The 18,223-nt window shown below is 68.0% G+C and carries 14 protein-coding genes and 1 pseudogene; 12 read left to right on the top strand and 3 right to left on the bottom strand.

The window, feature by feature from the left end; translation table 11 throughout:
• Positions 1 to 675 precede the first annotated feature (675 nt).
• Positions 676 to 1,389, bottom strand: coding sequence for an IS3 family transposase (locus tag ACTWJ9_RS04205; RefSeq protein ID WP_443295208.1), 714 nt, complete (start codon positions 1,387 to 1,389; stop codon positions 676 to 678).
• Positions 1,390 to 1,741: 352 nt separating this feature from the next.
• Here ACTWJ9_RS04205 and ACTWJ9_RS04200 point away from each other — a divergent pair, with 352 nt between their 5' ends.
• The 4 genes from ACTWJ9_RS04200 to ACTWJ9_RS04185 all read left to right on the top strand — a co-directional run bounded on the left by ACTWJ9_RS04200 (position 1,742) and on the right by ACTWJ9_RS04185 (position 6,202).
• Positions 1,742 to 2,641, top strand: coding sequence for a VOC family protein (locus ACTWJ9_RS04200; protein ID WP_279332682.1), 900 nt, complete (start codon positions 1,742 to 1,744; stop codon positions 2,639 to 2,641).
• 104 nt (positions 2,642 to 2,745) lie between these two features.
• Positions 2,746 to 3,747, top strand: coding sequence for an alpha/beta fold hydrolase (locus ACTWJ9_RS04195; protein WP_443295207.1), 1,002 nt, complete (start codon positions 2,746 to 2,748; stop codon positions 3,745 to 3,747).
• Between the two features lie 38 nt (positions 3,748 to 3,785).
• Positions 3,786 to 5,015 carry an acyl-CoA dehydrogenase family protein gene (locus ACTWJ9_RS04190; protein WP_279332680.1) on the top strand — a complete coding sequence of 410 codons (1,230 nt, stop codon included), beginning with the start codon at positions 3,786 to 3,788 and terminating at the stop codon, positions 5,013 to 5,015.
• Positions 5,012 to 6,202, top strand: coding sequence for a flavin reductase family protein (locus tag ACTWJ9_RS04185; RefSeq protein ID WP_279332679.1), 1,191 nt, complete (start codon positions 5,012 to 5,014; stop codon positions 6,200 to 6,202). Before ACTWJ9_RS04190 ends, ACTWJ9_RS04185 begins: the two co-directional genes overlap by 4 nt.
• A gap of 87 nt (positions 6,203 to 6,289) precedes the next feature.
• Here ACTWJ9_RS04185 and ACTWJ9_RS04180 read toward each other — a convergent pair whose 3' ends face one another.
• On the bottom strand, positions 6,290 to 7,138 hold the full coding sequence (locus tag ACTWJ9_RS04180; RefSeq protein WP_279332678.1) for an alpha/beta fold hydrolase: 849 nt from the start codon (positions 7,136 to 7,138) through the stop codon (positions 6,290 to 6,292).
• 214 nt (positions 7,139 to 7,352) lie between these two features.
• On the opposite strand from ACTWJ9_RS04180, the gene ACTWJ9_RS04175 reads away from it, so the two are divergent.
• The 3 genes from ACTWJ9_RS04175 (at position 7,353) to ACTWJ9_RS04165 (ending at position 10,832) form a co-directional block, all read left to right on the top strand.
• On the top strand, positions 7,353 to 8,588 hold the full coding sequence (locus tag ACTWJ9_RS04175; protein WP_279332677.1) for an acyl-CoA dehydrogenase family protein: 1,236 nt from the start codon (positions 7,353 to 7,355) through the stop codon (positions 8,586 to 8,588).
• 104 nt (positions 8,589 to 8,692) lie between these two features.
• Positions 8,693 to 9,913: a flavin reductase gene (locus ACTWJ9_RS04170; protein ID WP_279332676.1), complete on the top strand. Its 1,221-nt coding sequence runs from the start codon at positions 8,693 to 8,695 to the stop codon at positions 9,911 to 9,913.
• Between the two features lie 7 nt (positions 9,914 to 9,920).
• The gene (locus ACTWJ9_RS04165; protein WP_279332675.1) at positions 9,921 to 10,832 is read left to right on the top strand and encodes a VOC family protein; all 912 of its coding nucleotides are present in this window, start codon (positions 9,921 to 9,923) and stop codon (positions 10,830 to 10,832) included.
• An 86-nt stretch (positions 10,833 to 10,918) separates the two neighbouring features.
• Here the strand turns inward: ACTWJ9_RS04165 and ACTWJ9_RS04160 are convergent.
• Positions 10,919 to 12,049 (bottom strand): annotated as a pseudogene (locus tag ACTWJ9_RS04160) (IS110 family transposase).
• 235 nt (positions 12,050 to 12,284) lie between these two features.
• Here ACTWJ9_RS04160 and ACTWJ9_RS04155 point away from each other — a divergent pair.
• The 5 genes from ACTWJ9_RS04155 to ACTWJ9_RS04135 all read left to right on the top strand — a co-directional run bounded on the left by ACTWJ9_RS04155 (position 12,285) and on the right by ACTWJ9_RS04135 (position 18,019).
• Positions 12,285 to 13,142, top strand: coding sequence for an alpha/beta fold hydrolase (locus ACTWJ9_RS04155; RefSeq protein WP_279332674.1), 858 nt, complete (start codon positions 12,285 to 12,287; stop codon positions 13,140 to 13,142).
• Between the two features lie 312 nt (positions 13,143 to 13,454).
• The gene (locus tag ACTWJ9_RS04150; protein WP_279332673.1) at positions 13,455 to 14,585 is read left to right on the top strand and encodes a sugar ABC transporter substrate-binding protein; all 1,131 of its coding nucleotides are present in this window, start codon (positions 13,455 to 13,457) and stop codon (positions 14,583 to 14,585) included.
• A 2-nt stretch (positions 14,586 to 14,587) separates the two neighbouring features.
• Positions 14,588 to 16,111 (top strand): sugar ABC transporter ATP-binding protein, encoded by a 1,524-nt coding sequence (locus ACTWJ9_RS04145; protein ID WP_279332672.1) that lies wholly within the window; start codon positions 14,588 to 14,590, stop codon positions 16,109 to 16,111.
• A 16-nt stretch (positions 16,112 to 16,127) separates the two neighbouring features.
• The gene (locus ACTWJ9_RS04140; protein WP_279332671.1) at positions 16,128 to 17,210 is read left to right on the top strand and encodes an ABC transporter permease; all 1,083 of its coding nucleotides are present in this window, start codon (positions 16,128 to 16,130) and stop codon (positions 17,208 to 17,210) included.
• Entirely contained in the window at positions 17,207 to 18,019 is an 813-nt protein-coding gene (locus tag ACTWJ9_RS04135; RefSeq protein ID WP_279332670.1) for an IclR family transcriptional regulator, read from the top strand. The genes ACTWJ9_RS04140 and ACTWJ9_RS04135 overlap by 4 nt, the downstream gene beginning before the upstream one ends.
• Positions 18,020 to 18,223 lie beyond the last annotated feature (204 nt).

Here is an 18,223-nt window from a genome sequence, read left to right as displayed (position 1 = left end):
CTAGTTCGTCTCGAATACGAGTGTCCGTACGACCCGGCCGACCTCTTTCCATGGCTACATGATGTTAAGTCTCGCCGTATGCTCGGGATGGCATCCGACCTGCGGTTCGACCAGTGGCTGGCATGGTGCCGCGCATCGGATCGTGACTTTCGTGCGAACCACCGGTGGCCATCATGACGCTCGCCTGACGCTCGTACTGATGGCGCGTCAGGTATTCCTCGCACGCGGTCCGATCCGTGCCCACCCGGTCCGGCCCGCCTGTGCGGAAGACGTCGTCGGCGGGTCCGACTACTCAGTCGGTGGGGGTCGGAGGGGGCCGGTGTGGTGGCCTTCTCTGTAGGGCTCGGGCTGACCGGTGTTGCGCCGGGCTCGGCGGGCGTCAGGTCCAGTGCCGTTGCGGGGTGTCCGCGCCCGTGTCCGTTGTCTCCCGATTCGTCCATGCCGGCCCAGCGGTCGATGCGGCCGCCGCCGTAGGTCTGGAGCTTCTTGAACACAACTTCCTCGGCGTCCGCCAACTGCTGGGAAGTCAGAGACGAGTCGGTATCCCTTCACCTACGGCGAGTTCGGTGCCCGACACCGTGTAACCACGGCTGGTCATGCCGAAAATCCAGCCCTCGGGCAGTTCGTAGGTGATGTCAGAGGGAGAGATGAACCGTTCCGGGTTCGATAGAGATCTCAGTCGTTGGTTGTGACCTGGGGTTTCGTGGTTGCGAGGTAGTGGTTGTTCTCGTATTCGACGGGCGGGACGTGGCCTATCTCGCCGTGGAGTCGGCGGTGGTTGTACCAGCCGACGTACTCGGCGGTGGCGAGCTCGACGTCGGACAGCGTCTTCCATGGCCGTCGGGGCTTGATCAGCTCGGTCTTGAACAGCCCGATCATGCTCTCCATCAGGGCATTGTCGTAGGCGTCGCCGACGGATCCGATCGAAGCGGCGATGCCGGCGGCATCCAGATGCTCAGCGAGCCGGAAACTCGTGTACGGCGACCCGGCGTCCGAGTGATGAATCAACTCACCTGGCCGAATCGGGTGTTGGTCGCGGTCGCGTTGCCAGAGCGCCATCTCCAGGGTATCCAGCACGAAGACCGTTTCCCTCACGGTGGCTGCGGACCAGCCGACGATCCGGCGGGAGAAGGTGTCCACGACGAAGGCGACGTAGACGACACCGGCCCAGGTTTTCACGTGGGTGAAGTCCGCGACCCAGCAGCGGTTCGGGGCGCCGGCGACAACGTCGCGGTCCAGAAGGTCCGGGGCCCGCTCGACCTGCCCGCCGGGCATCGTGGTGATCACGCGTTTGCCACGGACCGCTCCGGCGATGCCGAGCTCGTGCATCAGGCGTTCGACGGTGCAGCGGGCCACACGGTGGCCCTGCCGGTTCAGCTCACCTCCCACACCGAGGCTTACAGGCAGCCCTTGATGTAGATGGATAACGATGTGACGGTTCGCTGGATTCGGCCACCCACTACATCAGCGAGCGGGCCGAGCGGATCATGCGTGAGCGCGGCATCGTCGACGCCACCCGACGCCGCCACCGGTCGCTGACCAAGCCCGACGCCACCGCCGCACCGGCACCGGACCTGACCATCCACGGTCGCCCGCAGTCCTTGCCCGTCGGAGAGTGGGCCGTGCCGCGTGCCGGAACCTTTTCCTTCCCTCCGGATCGGGACGCGCCGATGGTGGGCCCACACCCTGCGCCAGGACCCGCCCCGCCGAGATCCGCACACGCGGCCGAAAGGAATCAGCAATGCTCCATTCCCTCGCCTACCTCGGCATCTCCTCCCCGGCAGTCGACGAATGGCCTACCTTCGCCACGGAGGTGCTCGGATGCATGCTGGCCGAGCCGGGCCCGGACGGCGCCGTGCGGCTGCGCGTCGACGACGCGCTGTGGCGCATCCAGATCCACCCGGGAGAGGTCGACGCGGTCGACTACTTCGGCTGGGCCGTCACCGACGAGGCCAGCCTCGACGAGCTCCAGGGCCGCCTCGAGGCGGAGGGGGTCGAGGTGCACGAGGGTGACGCCGAGCTGGCGGCTGCTCGTGCCGTCAACCGAATCCGCTGGTTCGTGGACCCGTGGGGATACCGTCACGAGCTGATCTGGGGCCAGATCATCCGGCCCTCGTCGTTCCGCCCCGGTCGTGCCATCAGCCGGTTCATCACCGGCCAGCAGGGCCTGGGACACGTGGTGGTCGGTATGCCCGACCTCGAGCGTGCCCATGACTTCTTCACGCGGGTCCTCGGCTTCGAGCTGTCCGACAAGATCATCACCGACAAGCTCGAGGCGCACTTCTACCACGTCAACGGCCGTCACCACTCCCTGGCGCTGGGTCGCCTGCCGGAGGGCGTGGTGGGCTTCAACCACCTCATGCTCCAGCTGGAGGCCATCGACGACGTCGGGCGTGGTTACGACCTCTGCCTCGAGCGCGGTGTGCCGATCTCGAAGGTGCTCGGGCGCCACGCCAACGACCGGATGGTGTCGTTCTACCTGACCACGCCGTCCGCCTTCAACATCGAGTACGGCTACGGCGGCGTCGAGATCGACGAGGACTGGACCCCCAAGACCTTCGACAAGAGCAGCATCTGGGGTCACACCGTCCACGAGGACAACCCCAAGCCGTCCCCCGGCATCGTCCGACGCCTCGGCTGAACCGTTGGAAGGACTTGTGCCGGACCGCGGAACAACTGGGTTGTCGTGACTCTGATCACTGGACGACGGTTGCTCTGACGAACACACGCGATGGGAAGTCAACGATGGCACTGACCGAAGAGGGAATCGTCCACGTCCCGGGCATGCTCAGCCGGTGGGTCCGCCTCTCCATGGGCGCGAAGGTCCACTACATGACCTCCGGCGAGACCGGGCCGGCAGTGGTCCTCCTCCACGGCGGGATCAACGGCTCGTCCGGAACGGCCGGCTGGCGCTTCATGGCCCCCTACCTCGGGGCGTGCGGCTTCCGGGTCTACGCCCCCGACCTGCCGTCCTACGGACTCACCGAGGACCCGACCAACCACTACGGGTACGGCCTGGGCGGTCATGTCGACTTCGTGCACGACTTCGTGCGGCAGGTGGGCGTGGACGAGTTCCACCTGGCAGGCAACTCGATGGGCTGCAGCATCACCGCCCAGTACGTGGTGACCCACCCCGAGCAGGTCCTCAGCTTCGCGTTGATCGCCGGCCGCATCGGTGACCTCGTCTCGCTCGAGGACATCCGCCGAGCGGACGGACGTGGGCCGAAGGAGCTGCCGCACGTTGCCTTCGACGGCACCGAGGAGAGCATGCGGGCGGTGCTCACGAGCATCACGTACGACCCCTCCAAGGTCACCGACGACGTGGTTGCCATGCGCACTCTCGCGGCCAGCAAGCACGCCGACACCTACGCGAAGAACCTTGCCCGCGTGTTCGGTCCGCAGGACGGCAGCAGCGACCCCAACGAGCTCGCCCGCCTGACCACGCGCGGACGTCTCGACAAGGTCACCATCCCGGGCATCTACCTGTACGGCCGCCAGGACGTGGTGTTCCGCGTCGAGGCGGGCTACCTGCAGGAAGACGCACTCCCCAACGTCCAGTTCTTCTACCCCGACGAGACCGGGCACCAGGGTCAGACCGACCAGCCCGACCTCTTCAACCAGGTCTTCCTCGAGTTCTTCCGTGACGGACGTGTCTCGTGGAAGACGAGTGTGCGCGCCGGGATCTCGGACCGGCGTCCGCCCATTCCTTCCCTCGTCGAGACTCCCGCCGGCTCCGCCGCCGAGTAGAGCCCGAACCAGATCCCACCTCCAGGAGGAACTTCACCATGACCAGCACCGAGGCGAGCGCCACCGAACCGCCGCTCGTGCAGCGCGCTCGCAGGCTCTACCCTTCCATCGCAGAACGGGCGGCGGACGTCGAGAAGCAGCGCTACGTCCACCCGGACAGCATCGACGAGATGATCGACGCGGGCCTGACCCGCGGTCTCCAGTCGGCTGCGTACGGCGGCGCCGAGGCCAACCCGGCCGAGTTCTACCAGGCGGTCTCCGAGATCGCGAAGGCGTGCACGTCCACCGGGTGGATCCTGATGGTGCTCGGTGTCCACACCTGGGAGATGGCGCACATGTCCAAGGAGCTCAACGACGAGCTCTTCGGTGACGACCCCACCACTCTGATCTCGTCGTCCTACAACATGCAGGGCAACGTGGCCACCAAGGTCCCCGGTGGCTACCGTCTCACCGGCTCGTGGAAGTCGTCGAGCGGGATCCTCCACTCCTCGTGGGTGGCCCTGGGCGCCAACGTCGAGGGCGAGCCGGCACCGTACAACTTCGTCATCCCCGTCAAGGACGTCAAGAGCATCGACGACTGGCACGTACTCGGCCTCGCCGGGACCGGCAGCCGCAGCGTGGTGGTCGAGGACGTGTTCATCCCCGAGCACCGGGCGATCGACCGCGACGTCCTGCGCAGCGGCTTCGGGCCCGGGCTCAAGCACACCGACGCGCCCCTGTACCGGGTGCCCCAGTCGCTGATCTACACCTCGGTGTCCTCGGCTCCCGCGCTCGGTGCCGGGTGGCGGTTCTACGAGGAGTTCAAGACGGCCTACGGCGTCTCCAAGACCGTCAGCCGGTCCCTCGGCGACGACCGCCTGATGCTGACCCGCCTGGCGGAGGCGCGTGGCAACCTGTCGGTCGCGGGCACCGTGCCGCGCATCCGTCTGCAGGAGGCGTACGACGCCGCGTGCGAGGGGCGCGAGCAGAGCGACCTGCAGGTGGCGCAGGCGATGTACGACATCTCCCGCAACGGCAAGCTCATCTTCGACATCGCCGCCTCGCTGTTCCCGACGTTGCGACCCAACGCGGTGTACAGCTCCAACATCATGCAGCGCCTCTACCGCGACATCCTGGTGGCGCGCAGCCACGGCACCGCCAACATCGACGAGCGCGGCCAAGCCATGGCCATGGTCGACCTGGGTCTGCCCGGCGAGCACACCATGTTCCTGCCGCCCGAGCGTCGTGCTGCCGCGTGCGAGCGCGCCGAGAAGCTGGGGTACCTGTGAGTACCGTCGCGGCTCACAAGGCAGTGAGCAACGCCCCCGACCCGCGGGCGTTCAGGAACGTCATGGGTCACTTCCCCACCGGCGTGGTGGTGGTGACCGGCATCGCCTCCGACGGCCGGCCCGCCGGCATGGTGATCGGGTCGTTCACCTCGGTGTCGCTGGAGCCCCCGGTGGTGGCGTACCTGCCGTCGAAGAGCTCGAAGAGCTACGTGCGCCTCAGCGAGGCGGAGGTCTTCTGCGTCAATGTGCTCAGCGCCGACCAGGAGCACCTGTGCCGCCAGTTCGCGAAGAGCGACGATGAGAAGTTCGAGGGGCTCGACTGGACCCCTTCGCCGGCAGGGGCCCCGATCCTGCCCGGTGCCGTCGCGTGGATCGAGTGCCGACAGCGGGAGACCCTCGACGTCGGCGACCACTACATCGTCCTGGGCGACACCACCGCCCTGGGCGTGCAGAACCCGGACCTTCCGCTCCTGTTCTTCCAGGGTGGCTACGGGAGCTTCAGCCACGGCTCGCTCCTGATGCCCGGCGGTCCGTCGTTCATCCGTTCGGTGCGGCTCGCAGAGACCCTGCGAGCCCGCATCGAGGACGTGGCCCACGACCTGGGCGCCCAGTGCGACGTGCTGGTCCGCGACGGCGGGGAGGGAGTGCTGGTGGCCAGCGCCAACCAGGCGCTGGGCCGGGTGGGATCCCTCCTGGGTGCCCGGATCCCGATAGTGGCGCCGCTGCAGCCCCTGTTCGTCACCGGCAACTGTGCCGTTCCCGAGGACGCCTGGTTCTCCCTGGGCCGTCTCGACGAGGAGCTCCGGCGCTCGGCCGAGGCGCAGCTGGAGCGCGTGCGCGAGCGCGGCTGGTCGCTCGTGCTGAAGGGCGGCACGTGCGAGGCCGAGATGGACCACGCGATGCAGCGGTTCGCCGACAGCCCCCGCACCCCCACCGGGGACCGCGAGTTCGTCGAGAGCATGGGCCGGATGTCGTCGGTGCGCGAGCCGGAGAAGATCGACTTGGATGCCCGGTACGACGTGCTGTACCTCGCGGTGCCGGTCGTCGACGTGCACGGTGAGGTGGTCCTGACGCTCAAGCTGAGCCAGCTGCCCGAGCAGGCCGAGGGCCGCGAGATTCTGCGGTGGGTCTCCCGCCTGCAGGACGCCGCCCGCGAGTGCGCCGAGGACGCAGCACTCTGGGCCTGACCGACCGCCACAACCGCGAGGTCCCCGTGCCGAGCCGATGCTCGGGACGGGGACCTCGTCGCATACGGGGGCAGCGCCCCGAGGGGGTCAGTCGGTCAGCAGGAAGTCCGACACCAGCCGCTCGAACCGGGCAGCACGCTCGAACGGCACCCACAGACCGGCGCCCGAGTAGATGTGCAGCTCGCTGTCCGGGATGCGGTTGAGCAGGAAGAGCCCGTTGTCGTAGCCCTTCACGCGGTTGTCGCGGCCCCACACGATCAGGGTGCGGGCCCGGATCGAGGGGGCCTCCTGCCACACCGCGTCGCTGGGGTGGGGGCGCCCGCGGTGCCGGGAGCCCTCGAGGGCCTGGGGGGTGATGCTGTTCTGGTGGCGGGCCTCGACGAGCTCGTCGGTGACCAGGGCGGGGTCGCTCACCGTGAGGGCGAGGTAGTGGCGCATTTTCTCGAGCGAGGGGCCCGTCCCGGAGTAGTACTCACGGATCGCCCGTTCGCCCTCGGTGGGGGAGGCGTCGAAGAGGGAGAGGCCGCCGGCCGAGCTCACGAGGACCAGCCGTGCCACCCGGTCGGGGTGGTCGATGGCCATGCGCATCGCCACCGCGCCGCCCGTGGCCAGGGCCACCACGTGGACCGGACCGCTGATCCCCAGCTCGTCCAGGAGCCCGACGAAGAGGTTCGCGTGCGCGCGGTGCTTGCCGTCGGAAGCCTCGACCCAGTCGGACTCGCCGAAGCCGGGCAGGTCGACCACGAGCACGCGGAAGCCACGGGCCCACGTGGCGACGTTCTGGCCGAAGTTCGCCCAGCCGGTCGCGCCGGGCGCGCCCCCGTGGATGCACAGCAGGGTCGGCCCGGACCCGGCCTCGTGGACGTGGACGACGGTGCCGTCCACCTGAACGTGGCGGCTGGTGGCCCCGGTCTCGGTGGGGAGTGGAGGCGTCATGAGAGCCCTTTCGTGAGGCGTGTGAGGCAGGAGCGCTCGCTCCGAGGGTCTGAACCGGCATCATCGCCCCCGAGCCGGAGACGGTGTTCCGTCAGCGTTCCGGTATGCGGCACATCAACCTTTCGGCTGTGACTGCGGACGCGGAGAGTGATCCCACATACGTCGTTCGACACGTCGACGACCAGCGCACATGCACACCAAAAGGAGTCCCACGATGTCAGCAACCGCTGCCCGCCCCCAGGCGGATCGTCCGACACTGGTGGAGCGGGCCCGGCTGTTGGTGCCCGGCATCGCTGAGCGGGCGTCAGAGACCGAGAAGATGCGTCACGTGCACGAGGACAGCCTCAAGGACCTCGCCGACTCCGGTCTCGCACGGGCGCTGCAGGCCAAGGTGTACGGCGGCGAGGAGGCGAACCCCGCGGAGTTCTTCCTCGCGGCCACGGAGATCAGCAAGGCCTGCGCGTCGACCGGGTGGATCATGATGCTCCTGGGCGTGCACTCCTGGGAGCTGGCCCACATGTCGAAGGAGCTCAACGACGAGATCTTCGGGGCGGACCCCGAGGCCCTGATCTCCTCGTCCTATAACATGCAGGGCAACAAGGCGACCCGTGTCGAGGGCGGGTTCCGGCTGTCGGGAACCTGGCGCTCCTCCAGCGGCATCCACCACGCCAAGTGGGTTGTGGTCGGCGCGGACGTGCCCGGCGAGGTCGTCCCCTACAACTTTTTCTTCCCGATCGAGGACGCCAAGGTCGTCGACGACTGGTACACCCTGGGTCTCAACGGCACCGGCAGCCGCACGGTGGTCGTGGACGACATCTTCATCCCGGAGCACCGCGCCATCGACCGCGGCATCCTGTACGGCGGTTTCGGGCCCGGACTGCGGGAGTTCACCGCGCCGCTCTACCGCCTGCCCCACGCCCACATCTACACGATGGTCTCGGCCGCCCCCGCTCTCGGAACCGGTTGGCGGTTCCTGGAGGAGTTCAAGTCCGCGTATGGCGTTTCCAAGACGGTCTCGCGCTCGCTCGAGGGCGACCGGCTGATGCTCGTCCGCCTGGCCGAGGCCCGCGGCGCCCTCTCCGCCGCGCAGACCGTCACCGTGGCCCGGCTACAGGAGGCCTACGACGCCGCCTGCCGTGGCGAGGAGCTCAGCACGCTCGAGATCGCCCAGGCGATGTACGACATCGCACAGAACGGCAAGGCCGGCATGTCGGTGGTGAGCAGCCTCTTCCCGGCCCTGCGTCCCAACGCGGTGTACAGCTCCAACATCATGCAGCGCCTTTACCGCGACCTCATCGTGGCGCGCGAGCACGGCACCTCCAACGGCGATGCCCAGGCAGAGCCCCTGGCGATGATCGACCTGGGTCTCGCCGGCGGCCACCTGCTGTTCCCGCCGGCCGACCAGCGTGAGGCCGCACGACTGCGTGCCCAGGCCAAGTGCTACATCTGAGCCGCTCGTACCCCCGCGCTCTACGCTGCATCAACCTATTGAGGTCAGCGGACCGATTCGAAGGAAGTCCATAGGTGTCGATCATGGGTTCAGCGCGAGACGCAATGACGGACAAGGATGCGAACGAGGACGCGGCTTCACCCCGCGCCCTGGAAGCCGAGGACTTCCTCGAGGTGACGTCGCAGGTGCCTTCGGGCGCGTGCGTCATGGCGGCGTGGAACCGGCAGCAGGAGCCGGTCGGCACCCTGCTCACCGGTTTCACCCCGGTGTCGCAGGCGCCCCCGTCGCTGGTTCTCGTGGTGCTGAAGGATGCTCCGGGCGTCGAGGACGTCCGGAGGAGCGGACGGTGCTCGGTGGCAGTGCTCTCCGAGGACCAGGACGCGCTGCTGCGGGCGCTGTCGCTTCCCGGCGGCCTGGGCTCGGTGGAGTGGCGGGTCACGCCGCAGGGATCCCCGGTCCTGGACGGCGTGGCGGGCTGGCTCGACTGCCGCGTCCTGCAGACGCACGAGACCTCGGACACCGTGGTCGTGGTGGCCGAGGCCATCGACGCCGGCCTCGCGGAGAACCGGCGGCCGATGCTGCGCTACCAGGGCGGGTTCGGCCAGTTCGTTCCCGGTCGCCTGTCGTCGCTGGAGTCCGTGGGGGCTGCGGCGGCACAGCGGGTGGTCGAACTGGCCCGCGAGCCGATCGAGGTGTTGGCGCGGGACCTCGGTGTCGAGTGCAGCGTGATCACCTACGAGGAGGATCATGCCGTGGCCGTGGCCGTGGCCAACCACTCGTCCTCCGCACGTCGTACCCGGCTGGGCTCCCGCATCCCGGTGGTGCCGCCCCTGGGCATCCACTTCGCCGCGAACCCCGGTTCGGGGATCAGCGAGGACGAGTGGCTCGCGAAGCTCGGTGACGCCGACGCGCCGGAGGTCGACCTCGTACGCGCCCAACTGGCCCGGGTGCGTGAACGCGGTTGGTCGATCACCCTCAGCGGTCCCCTCAGCGTTCCCGAGCTCGACGAGCTCGTGGGTGCCTACAGCGAGTCCTCCGACATCCCGGAGCACACCTCGGCGCTCGTCGACGCCATCCGCTCGATGGCGGCGTACCACGAGCCCGAGGAGATCCTCTCCGACGAGGTCTACGACGTCATCGCCATGAGCGTCCCGGTGCGCTCGCCCAGTGGAGCGGCCCTCGCCGTGCTGAGGCTTCTCGGCCTGCCGCCCCAGGTCACCGGATCGGAGGTCCTCCTCTGGCTCTCGATGCTCCTCGACACCGCACGCTCGGTCGAGGCGCTGCTGGAGCCCCGACCCATCACCTCCCGACAGGCTCTCACCTAGGAGAAACATGCTCAGCTCGCTGGCCTATCTCGGATTCCGCTCCCCGAACTCCGACCAGTGGCGCACCTTCGCCCCCGACATCCTCGGCTGCATGCTGGGGGAGGACGGCGAGGACGGCAGCGTCCGTGTACGGATCGACGACGCCGAGTGGCGCATCCAGATCCACCCCGGGGAGACCGACGAGGTGGCCTACTTCGGTTGGGCCGTGAGCGAAGAGGGCATGCTGCCCGCCTTCGCCGAGCGTTTGAGGGCCGCCGGCCTCACCGTGCACACCGGTGACCGCGGGCTGGCCGAGAAGCGCTCGGTCGACCAGCTGATCTGGTTCGAGGACCCCTGGGCCTTCCGCCACGAGGTCGTCTGGGGCCAGGTCGTGGAGCCCAGCTCCTTCCGTCCCGGACGACCGGTGAGCGGGTTCGTGACCGGCAAGCAGGGCCTGGGCCATGCTGTGCTGCTTCTGCCCGACGTCGAGGCCGGGCACGCCTTCTTCACCGAGGTGATGGGCTTCCGGCTCTCCGACAAGATCGCCCGTCCCGACGGCACCCAGTCGCACTTCTACCACTGCAACGGGCGGCACCACTCGCTGGCGCTGGCCCAGGTCCCCGGCGCCGTCGGCCTGAACCACATAATGCTGCAGCTGCACAACATCGACGACGTCGGCACGGCACTGGACCTGTGCCGTGCCAGGGGCGTGCCCCTGCGCAAGGAGCTGGGCCGGCACACCAACGACCAGATGATCTCCTTCTACCTGACCACGCCCTCGTCGTTCCACCTCGAGTACGGCTTCGGAGCCCTCGATGTCGACGACGACTGGGTGCCGGCCACATACCGCCGGGCCAGCACGTGGGGCCACAAGATGACCGACGACCCCGCGGGGCGGACGCCGGGAATCCTGCGTCGCACCGAAGCCGTCGGGGCCTGAGCGGGAAGGACATCCCAATCGTGTTGTCAAGCCGCAGCCGTGACGGAAGGTGAAGCGTGACAGCACGCTCCGTCACGGGTCATGGCTCACAGGACGTTGAGGCGTCGGCGTGCGAGAGCGAGCAGGGCCTACTTGCACCCTTTCCCCTCACTCCGCTTGCGCCGGTAGTACGCCTTGGAGGCCGGGCACGCCGGCAGGCTGGCCATCGCCGAGAGGTATACGGCCCGCAGCGGCCCGCGGTGATAGCGGCGGGGTCTGCGCAGGTCGCCGCTGACGCGGCCGGAGTCACGAGGTTGCGGAGCCGGGCCAGCGAACCCGGCCAGGCGGTCAGCGCTGCCGAAGGCGTCCATGTCTTTGCCGGTCGTGGCGATGAACTCGGCCCCGAGTTCGGGACCCGTCCCGGGCAGGCTGAGGATCACCTCGGCGTGCGGATGCTCGCGAAACCCGGCCTCGATGAGGGCGTCAGGTTCGGCGATCTCCTCGTCGAGGGTCATCACCCCCTTCGCGAGACGGGCCATCATCGCGGCGGCCGGCGTCTCGCCGGGCAGCGCGGTCATCTGAGCCTGGGCAGCTTCCACGGCCATCCTTGCGATGGCGGCGGCACTGCGGACCTTGCGATTTTTCAGCCAAGTCTCGATCCGCTTGATGCCCGCGCTGCGGATCGCGGCTGGAGCCTGGTAGCCCGTCAGCAGCGCGCCGCGCCCCTTCTTCATGAGGCCTACCGAACGCTCCAACGCCGGGAAGATCTCAAGGAGTTGTGCCCTGAGGCGGTTGATCTGCCGAGTGCGGTCGAAGACGACGTCCAGGCGCCGGGTGGTCAGCGTGCGCAGATCGACAGGCAACTCGTCCCCGGGCCGCAACATCCCCAGATCGCGGCGGACACGAGCCTGGTCCGCGATGACGAAGGCATCGCGCTCGTCCGGCTTTCCCTCACCTCGATAAGACGCCGAGGCCCGGTGCACGGCAAGACCGGTGAGGTAGGTCATGGGCTGGCCATGCGACAGCAGCAATCCGATCAGCAGGGCAGCGCCGCCGCGGTTGAGGTCGACCGCCCACAGCGCGTCGGTGGATATCGCCAGGACATCACCGATCAGCCCCAGCAGCTCGGACTCGTCGTTCAGTACGCATCGGGACAGCAGTCGTTCGCCGTCTCCGTTGATCACCATCGCATGGTGGTGCGTCTTGCCGATGTCCACTCCGGCCCAGATCTCGGGCACGGTCGCTTCCGCGAGTTCGTCGTTGCGGCAACCCAGCAGACGAACTCGCCGACGTTGTCCTATGCAGCGATCGAGTCGCTTCTCCCCATTGGCGGTCGAGTCGTCGCGGGGCCCGGGGTGGCCATGTCCTTCAAGCCATCCAGCGGCTCAGCCATGACAGCCATACCCCGGCCCCTGGGCCTCGCCGATCGTACGAGTGACCAGTTCAGGCCCACATCAATAGACAGGACGGCCCATGACCAGCACCGACACCCTGACCGAGCAGAGCACGAGCCGCACCCTCCGGACGCCCTCGTGGCGGCTCCACTACAACGAGGCCGGCAAGGGCCACCCGGTGGTGCTGCTGCACGGCAGCGGCCCCGGGGCCACGGGGTGGAGCAACTTCGCTCCCAACATCCCGGCGCTGGCCGAGCACTTCCGCGTGATCGCGCTCGACGCCCCCGGATGGGGTGCCTCCGACCCGGGACTCCCCGCCACGTACGACCACCCCAACGCCGTGCTGGAGCTGCTCGACGCGCTGGGGATCGAGCGTGCCGCCCTGGTGGGCAACTCCATGGGCGGGTCGACGGCAGTGACGTTCGCGGCGCGTTATCCGGAGCGCGTGAGCCACCTGGCCACCATGGGCGTGGTGGCGCTGACGGAGTTCCCCACCGTCTACGGAGCCAGCGACGGGCCCTCGGAGGGCCTCAAGCTGCTCTTCGAGACCTACCGCCGGCCAACCCTCGAGAACATGCGTCGACTCGTCGACGTCATGACGTACGGCCAAGTGGAGGACGCGGAGCAGCTGGCCCAGGAGCGGCTGGACAACGCGCTGGCCCACCCGAAGCACCTCGCCAACTTCGTCGAGGGCCTGGCGACGGGCGGACCCGTGCAGACGCGGGCTGCGCTCAAGGACGTGACTGCGATCTCCGCGCCCGCGCTGCTGATCCACGGCCGTGACGACCGGGTGGTCAGCCACGAGCACTCGCTCCGCCTGCTGCCGGTGCTCCAGGACGCCCGCCTGGTGCTGCTCAACAAATGCGGGCACTGGGCCCAGCTGGAGCACGCGGACAGGTTCAACCGGTTGTTGGTGGACTTCATCACGCGCGATTGAGCCGTTCGTCCTCTCCAGGCTCGCAGAGCCTGGAGAGGACGTCAGGACCCGGTGCGGTTCCTGGCCACCGCCGGCATCTGTCGGTGTCCGGGTCTGGTGGGCGACTCGCCGAGCCATCACCTCAGCTGAGCGGCTCCGGTGTGAGGAAATCCACAGCCTCTTGGGAATCGTTCCGCGGTGCGGAACACTTTGGTTCCGGTGCAGTAACCGTCGTCACACGATTCGGGTGTTCATTCTGCCGTCATCAACGGCAAGACCGGAGGAACGACAATGATGCAGATTCGACGTGCTGCCCGAGGGCGTGCCGGCTTCGTGGCGATTGTGGCCGCCGCCAGCCTGGCCCTGACCAGCTGCGGACTCGGCGAGCCCGACAGCCTTTCAGCAGAGGACCGTGAAGAGGCCGAGACCGGTGTCGCCGAGGCTGCCGCGGCCATCAAGGCCGCCGCGGAGCCGGTCTCCCAGTGGCCAACGGTTCCCAAGATCGCCGACCCCATTTCCCTGAAGGGCAAGAAGTTCTACTTCGTGCCGATCGGTGAATCGGTTCCCGCCATCCGCTCCATCGGCGTCGGCGTCACCGACGCGCTGGAGCAAATGGGCGCCGAGGTACGCACCTGCGACGGCAAGTTCAACCCCACGGAGGTGGCGACGTGCCTGAAGGCGGCCGCCGACCAGGACGTCGACGGCATCATCAGCTACAGCATCGAGTACGCGCAGCTGCGCAACACCTTCGACAGCGTGGCCAAGACCGGCGTACCCCTGCTGGTCTCGATGGGCGGCAAGCCCGGGGACTTCGCCAAGGCCGACAACATGGCCTTCTTCGACACCTCCCCGCGCCTGAAGAAGATCTACACCACCCTCGCCGACGTGGCCGTGTCCCAGGAGGGGGCGGGCACCCACGCCCTCTGGCTGAAGGTCACCGACAACGCCACCACCGTGGCGAACCTGGACGCCGCGGCGGAGCGCTTCAAGGAGCGTTGCCCGTCGTGCACCCTGACCGAGGTCGAGTTCGGCAGCGCCACCCTGGACAAGCTCCCCAGCGCGGTCTCCGCGGCGCTGGTCGCCAACCCGGACATCAACGTCGTCGTCCAGCCCGTCGACGGCTACGTGCCCCAGACCCTGACCGGCGTCAACGCCGCCGGCTTCGGTAAGAAGGTCAAGGTCGTCTCGGCCCTCGGCGACCTCGATGGTCTCAAGCGCGTCCAGTCCGGCCAGCAGGCCGGCGACGTCGGCTCCGCCGTCACCTACGACGCCTGGCAGGTCGCGAACGCCTTCGTCCGTCTCCTCAACGGTGAGCAGCCCGAAACCTACGACTCCCCGGTGCGCGTGTTCACCAAGGAGAACACCAAGGACCTGGAACTCACCAGCGCCGCCTACGGCACGCCGACCTGGTATGGCGACGATTCCTTCAAGAAGCAGTTCCTTGAGGCTTGGGGTGCCCGGTGACCATGACTGAGGCCAGGTTGCAGGCGACCAACGTCTGCAAGACGTTCGGCCACTCCAAGGTCCTCAAGGGCGTGGAGTTGGACGTCCGTCCCGGAGAGCTCCACGCTCTGGTGGGGCAGAACGGTTCCGGCAAGTCGACGTTGGTCAAGATCCTCACGGGGTACCACCAGCCTGACCCAGGCATGACGCTCACCGTGGACGGGAACCCCCAGCGGGTTCCCGTCCGGTGGGCGGAGCTTCAGCAGGCAGGGGTGTCCGTGGTCCACCAGGATCTCGGGATCCTGGACCACCTCACCGTCGCCGAGAACATCGGCGTCGGACGATTCACCCGATCGAAGTACCTGCGCCGCATCGACTGGCGCCAGCAGGAAGCGGTGGCGCGCTCGGTGCTGGGGCGTCTCGACGTCCCCGTGGACGTCCGGACCCCGGTCGGTCGTCTGAGCGCCACGCGACGGGCCGAGGTGGGGATCGCCCGTGCGATGCGGGACCTGCAACCTGGCACTGGGCTGATCATCCTGGACGAGGCGACGCGAGCCCTGCCGCGCGAGGAACTGAGGAAGTTCCACGAGTTGCTCAGGCGTGTGGTCGACTCGGGCACGTCGGTACTGATGATCAGCCACAACCTCCACGAGGTCATCGACCACTCCGACCGGGTCACGGTGCTCCGGGACGGGTCCCTGGCTGCTGCGGGACGCGAGACCCGCGACCTCAGCGAGCGCGACATCGCACGGTTGATGCTGGGCCAGCACGTACCCGAGGCCGAGGCCAGGGAGCCGCACGTACCGTCGGGGAAGGTGGCCTTGGAGGTCCAAAGCCTCACGACCCCATCGATCACGAATCTCGACTTCACTGTCGAGGCCGGCGAGGTGGTCGGCCTGACGGGTCTGCCCGGCTCCGGGTTCGAGCATGTCCCGTACGTACTGGGCGGCTCCACCAAGGCCGTGGCGGGGCGAGTCGTCACCGGCGGTTCTGTCCTCGACGCGGCACGGATGAGTGTGTCCGGAAGCCGGCGGGCCGGGATTGCCCTGGTGCCCGAGCGACGCGACCGCGACGGTCTGGCTCTTGAGATGAGCATCCGCGACAACCTTGCGCTGCCCAACCTGGTCTCCCGCGGTCGCCGTTGGTGGGTGTCGCGCGAGTGGCAGGACGAGCTGGCCGACCAGGCCATCACCTCGTTCGGCATCCGGACGCCGTCGGCTCGGACCACCGTCAAGGAACTGAGTGGTGGCAATCAGCAGAAGGTGCTGTTCGCCAAGTGGATGTCGGTGGGGCCGAAGGTCCTCGTTCTCCACGAGCCGACCCAAGCCGTCGATGTCGGCGCGCGGGCGGAGATCCTGCGCGCCGTCAGGGCCGCTGCGTCCGAGGGTATCGGGGTGCTGCTGGTGAGCATCGAACCCACCGATCTGGCCGAGGTGTGCGACCGAATCCTGGTGCACCGGAACGGCGGTCTGACCGCGCTCGGCCGCAGCACGCCCGATGAGGTGCTCGACGCCATCTATTCCACCCAACTGACCGGCCGCCGATAGCAGTCAAGGGAGAGTCATGAACCACAAGACCGATCGCCTCGAAGCCGAGCGCCTTGACGGTGCCCGTGACATCGCCGCTGAGTCAGGTGAGGCTGCTCAGGTGCGGGCGGAGGCGGGTGACGAGTCCCCCGCGACCAAGGCGCAGTCCGCGCCGTCCTGGGTCGGAGAGTTTCTGAGCCGTTACGCCCTGATTCTGGGCTGGTTCGTGATGGCGGGCATCTACCTCGTGCTGATGCCCACCAAGTTCGGCTCGGTGGGCACCGTAACATCGATCTTCGGGTCGCAGCAGACGCTGGTGTTCCTGGCCATGGCCGCGCTCGTGACTCTGGCGGTCGGAGAGTTCGACCTCTCCATCGCCTTCGTCATGGGCATCACTGCCACGTTGATCCCGGTGGTCACGAATCAGACCGGCAGAATCTGGGTCGGCGTACTGGTGGGCCTGGCGGCAGCCGCATTCTGCGGAGCGGTCAACGCGTTCTTCGCCGTGTACCTGGGAGTGTCCTCGATCGTCGTCACCCTGGGCACCGGGACGTTGATCGGTGGCCTCAGCCATATGTTCTCGCACGGGACGATCGTCACCGTCTTCGAGCCGGCCTTCTCCAACCTCGCCCTCACGCCGGTGTTCGGGATGCCCATCTCGTTCTACTACGGCATCGCCTTCGTGGCCTTCCTGGCTTACGTCTACGCCTACACCCCGCTGGGGCGTCACATGTTGTTCGTGGGCTCCAGCAAGGAGGTGGCGCGCCTGGCCGGCATCCGGGTCGAGTGGATCCGGGCAGGCTCCTACGTCGCAGGCGGACTGCTGGCCGGTGTTGCCGGCATGCTCCTGGTCGCCACGCAGGGCGGATTCGACCCCGCCAGCTCCATGACCTTGCTCCTGCCGGCGCTGGCAGCGGTCTTTCTCGGCACGGCGGTCATCCAGCCGGGCCAGTTCAATCCGGTCGGCACCCTGGTGGCGATCTACTTCCTCGCCACCGGCATCTTCGGGTTGCAGTTGCTGGGCTTCTCCGGCTGGATCCAGAACGTGTTCTACGGCGCGGGCCTGGTCATCGCGGTGACGCTGGCGAACCTGGCCCGAAACAAGGCCCGCACGGCATGAGCACGACGCCGACCAGTGAGGCCGGTGAGGGGCCCCAGGCTCGGGGAGAGGCCTCGGCCATCATCTCGGTCGGGCGCGCGCTGAGCATCCTCGACGCCTTCATGGGTGACGACCATCTGCTTCCGCTGAGTGAGCTGGCCAGGCGTGTCGGGCTGCCCAAGTCCACGGCGTTCAGGTTGGTCGCGCAGTTGACCGAGAGCGGCTTCCTGACCCGGGTCGGACGCAACTACCGGCTCAGCTCGCACGTGTTCGAGTTGGGCAACAGTGTGGATGCCTCACCGGTCGGATTCCTGCGGGATGTGGCGGCTCCGCATATGGCCGCCCTGTTCCAGCACGTCGGCTTCGGGGTTAATCTGGCCGTGCTCGACAGCACCTCCATCGTCTATCTGGATCGCATCAGGGGGCCTCGCTCTCCCAATCTCCTGAGTCGAATCGGTGCCCGGGTGCCTGCGCTGACCACCGCTCTGGGCAAGGTGATGCTCGCGCACAGCAGCCGAGAGCTCATCATCCAGGCGCTCAACGAGGGCTGGCCTCGTTCCACGCCCTATACGGTGATGCGACCCGAACTGATGGTCGGTCAGTTGCGCCAGGCCCGGGAGGCGGGAGTGGCGTACGACCGTGAGGAGGCGATGCTGGGGCTGACATGCGTCGCGGCACCCATCTTCGACCCCGAGGGCCGTCCTGTTGGGGCCATCTCTGCTTCGGGGTCGACTGGCAGGTTCAGGCCGGAGTCAGCAGCCGACCTGACCCAGCGGGCGGCCCGGCTCATTTCCAGCGATCTCAAGCGCACGATCTCGCTGAGGGCTTGAGCCGCTCGGGCTGTCGGCTGCCCAGCCGGCGGCAACCCATGAGTGGCGAGGGGTACCGCGGAACGTCACCGGTTCGGTCAGGATCGACAGTGTCGAGCAGCGCCGGGCCCTTCCTCGTCAGCGCATCGGGGCCGGGATGGCCCTGCTCGCGTGCGAGGTGTCGCAACGGTGGGGCACGGCTGTCGGTGTGAGGTCTCAGGAGAT

Origin of the sequence: Streptomyces sp. GDS52, from assembly GCF_052246875.1 — a bacterium.
GTDB classification, from domain to species: domain Bacteria; phylum Actinomycetota; class Actinomycetes; order Streptomycetales; family Streptomycetaceae; genus Streptomyces; species Streptomyces cathayae.
Note: the sequence above shows the minus strand (reverse complement) of the source record. Positions and strands in the feature narration are given on the sequence as shown.

Excerpts from the sequence above, each read along its gene's own strand:
- ACTWJ9_RS04200 (WP_279332682.1), top strand. The coding sequence starts at position 1,742 with ATGCTCCATTCCCTCGCCTACCTCGGCATCTCCTCCCCGGCAGTCGAC.
- ACTWJ9_RS04195 (WP_443295207.1), top strand. The coding sequence starts at position 2,746 with ATGGCACTGACCGAAGAGGGAATCGTCCACGTCCCGGGCATGCTCAGC.
- ACTWJ9_RS04190 (WP_279332680.1), top strand. The coding sequence starts at position 3,786 with ATGACCAGCACCGAGGCGAGCGCCACCGAACCGCCGCTCGTGCAGCGC.
- ACTWJ9_RS04180 (WP_279332678.1), bottom strand. The coding sequence starts at position 7,138 with ATGACGCCTCCACTCCCCACCGAGACCGGGGCCACCAGCCGCCACGTT.
- ACTWJ9_RS04175 (WP_279332677.1), top strand. The coding sequence starts at position 7,353 with ATGTCAGCAACCGCTGCCCGCCCCCAGGCGGATCGTCCGACACTGGTG.
- ACTWJ9_RS04170 (WP_279332676.1), top strand. The coding sequence starts at position 8,693 with ATGACGGACAAGGATGCGAACGAGGACGCGGCTTCACCCCGCGCCCTG.
- ACTWJ9_RS04165 (WP_279332675.1), top strand. The coding sequence starts at position 9,921 with ATGCTCAGCTCGCTGGCCTATCTCGGATTCCGCTCCCCGAACTCCGAC.
- ACTWJ9_RS04155 (WP_279332674.1), top strand. The coding sequence starts at position 12,285 with ATGACCAGCACCGACACCCTGACCGAGCAGAGCACGAGCCGCACCCTC.
- ACTWJ9_RS04145 (WP_279332672.1), top strand. The coding sequence starts at position 14,588 with ATGACTGAGGCCAGGTTGCAGGCGACCAACGTCTGCAAGACGTTCGGC.
- ACTWJ9_RS04140 (WP_279332671.1), top strand. The coding sequence starts at position 16,128 with ATGAACCACAAGACCGATCGCCTCGAAGCCGAGCGCCTTGACGGTGCC.
- ACTWJ9_RS04135 (WP_279332670.1), top strand. The coding sequence starts at position 17,207 with ATGAGCACGACGCCGACCAGTGAGGCCGGTGAGGGGCCCCAGGCTCGG.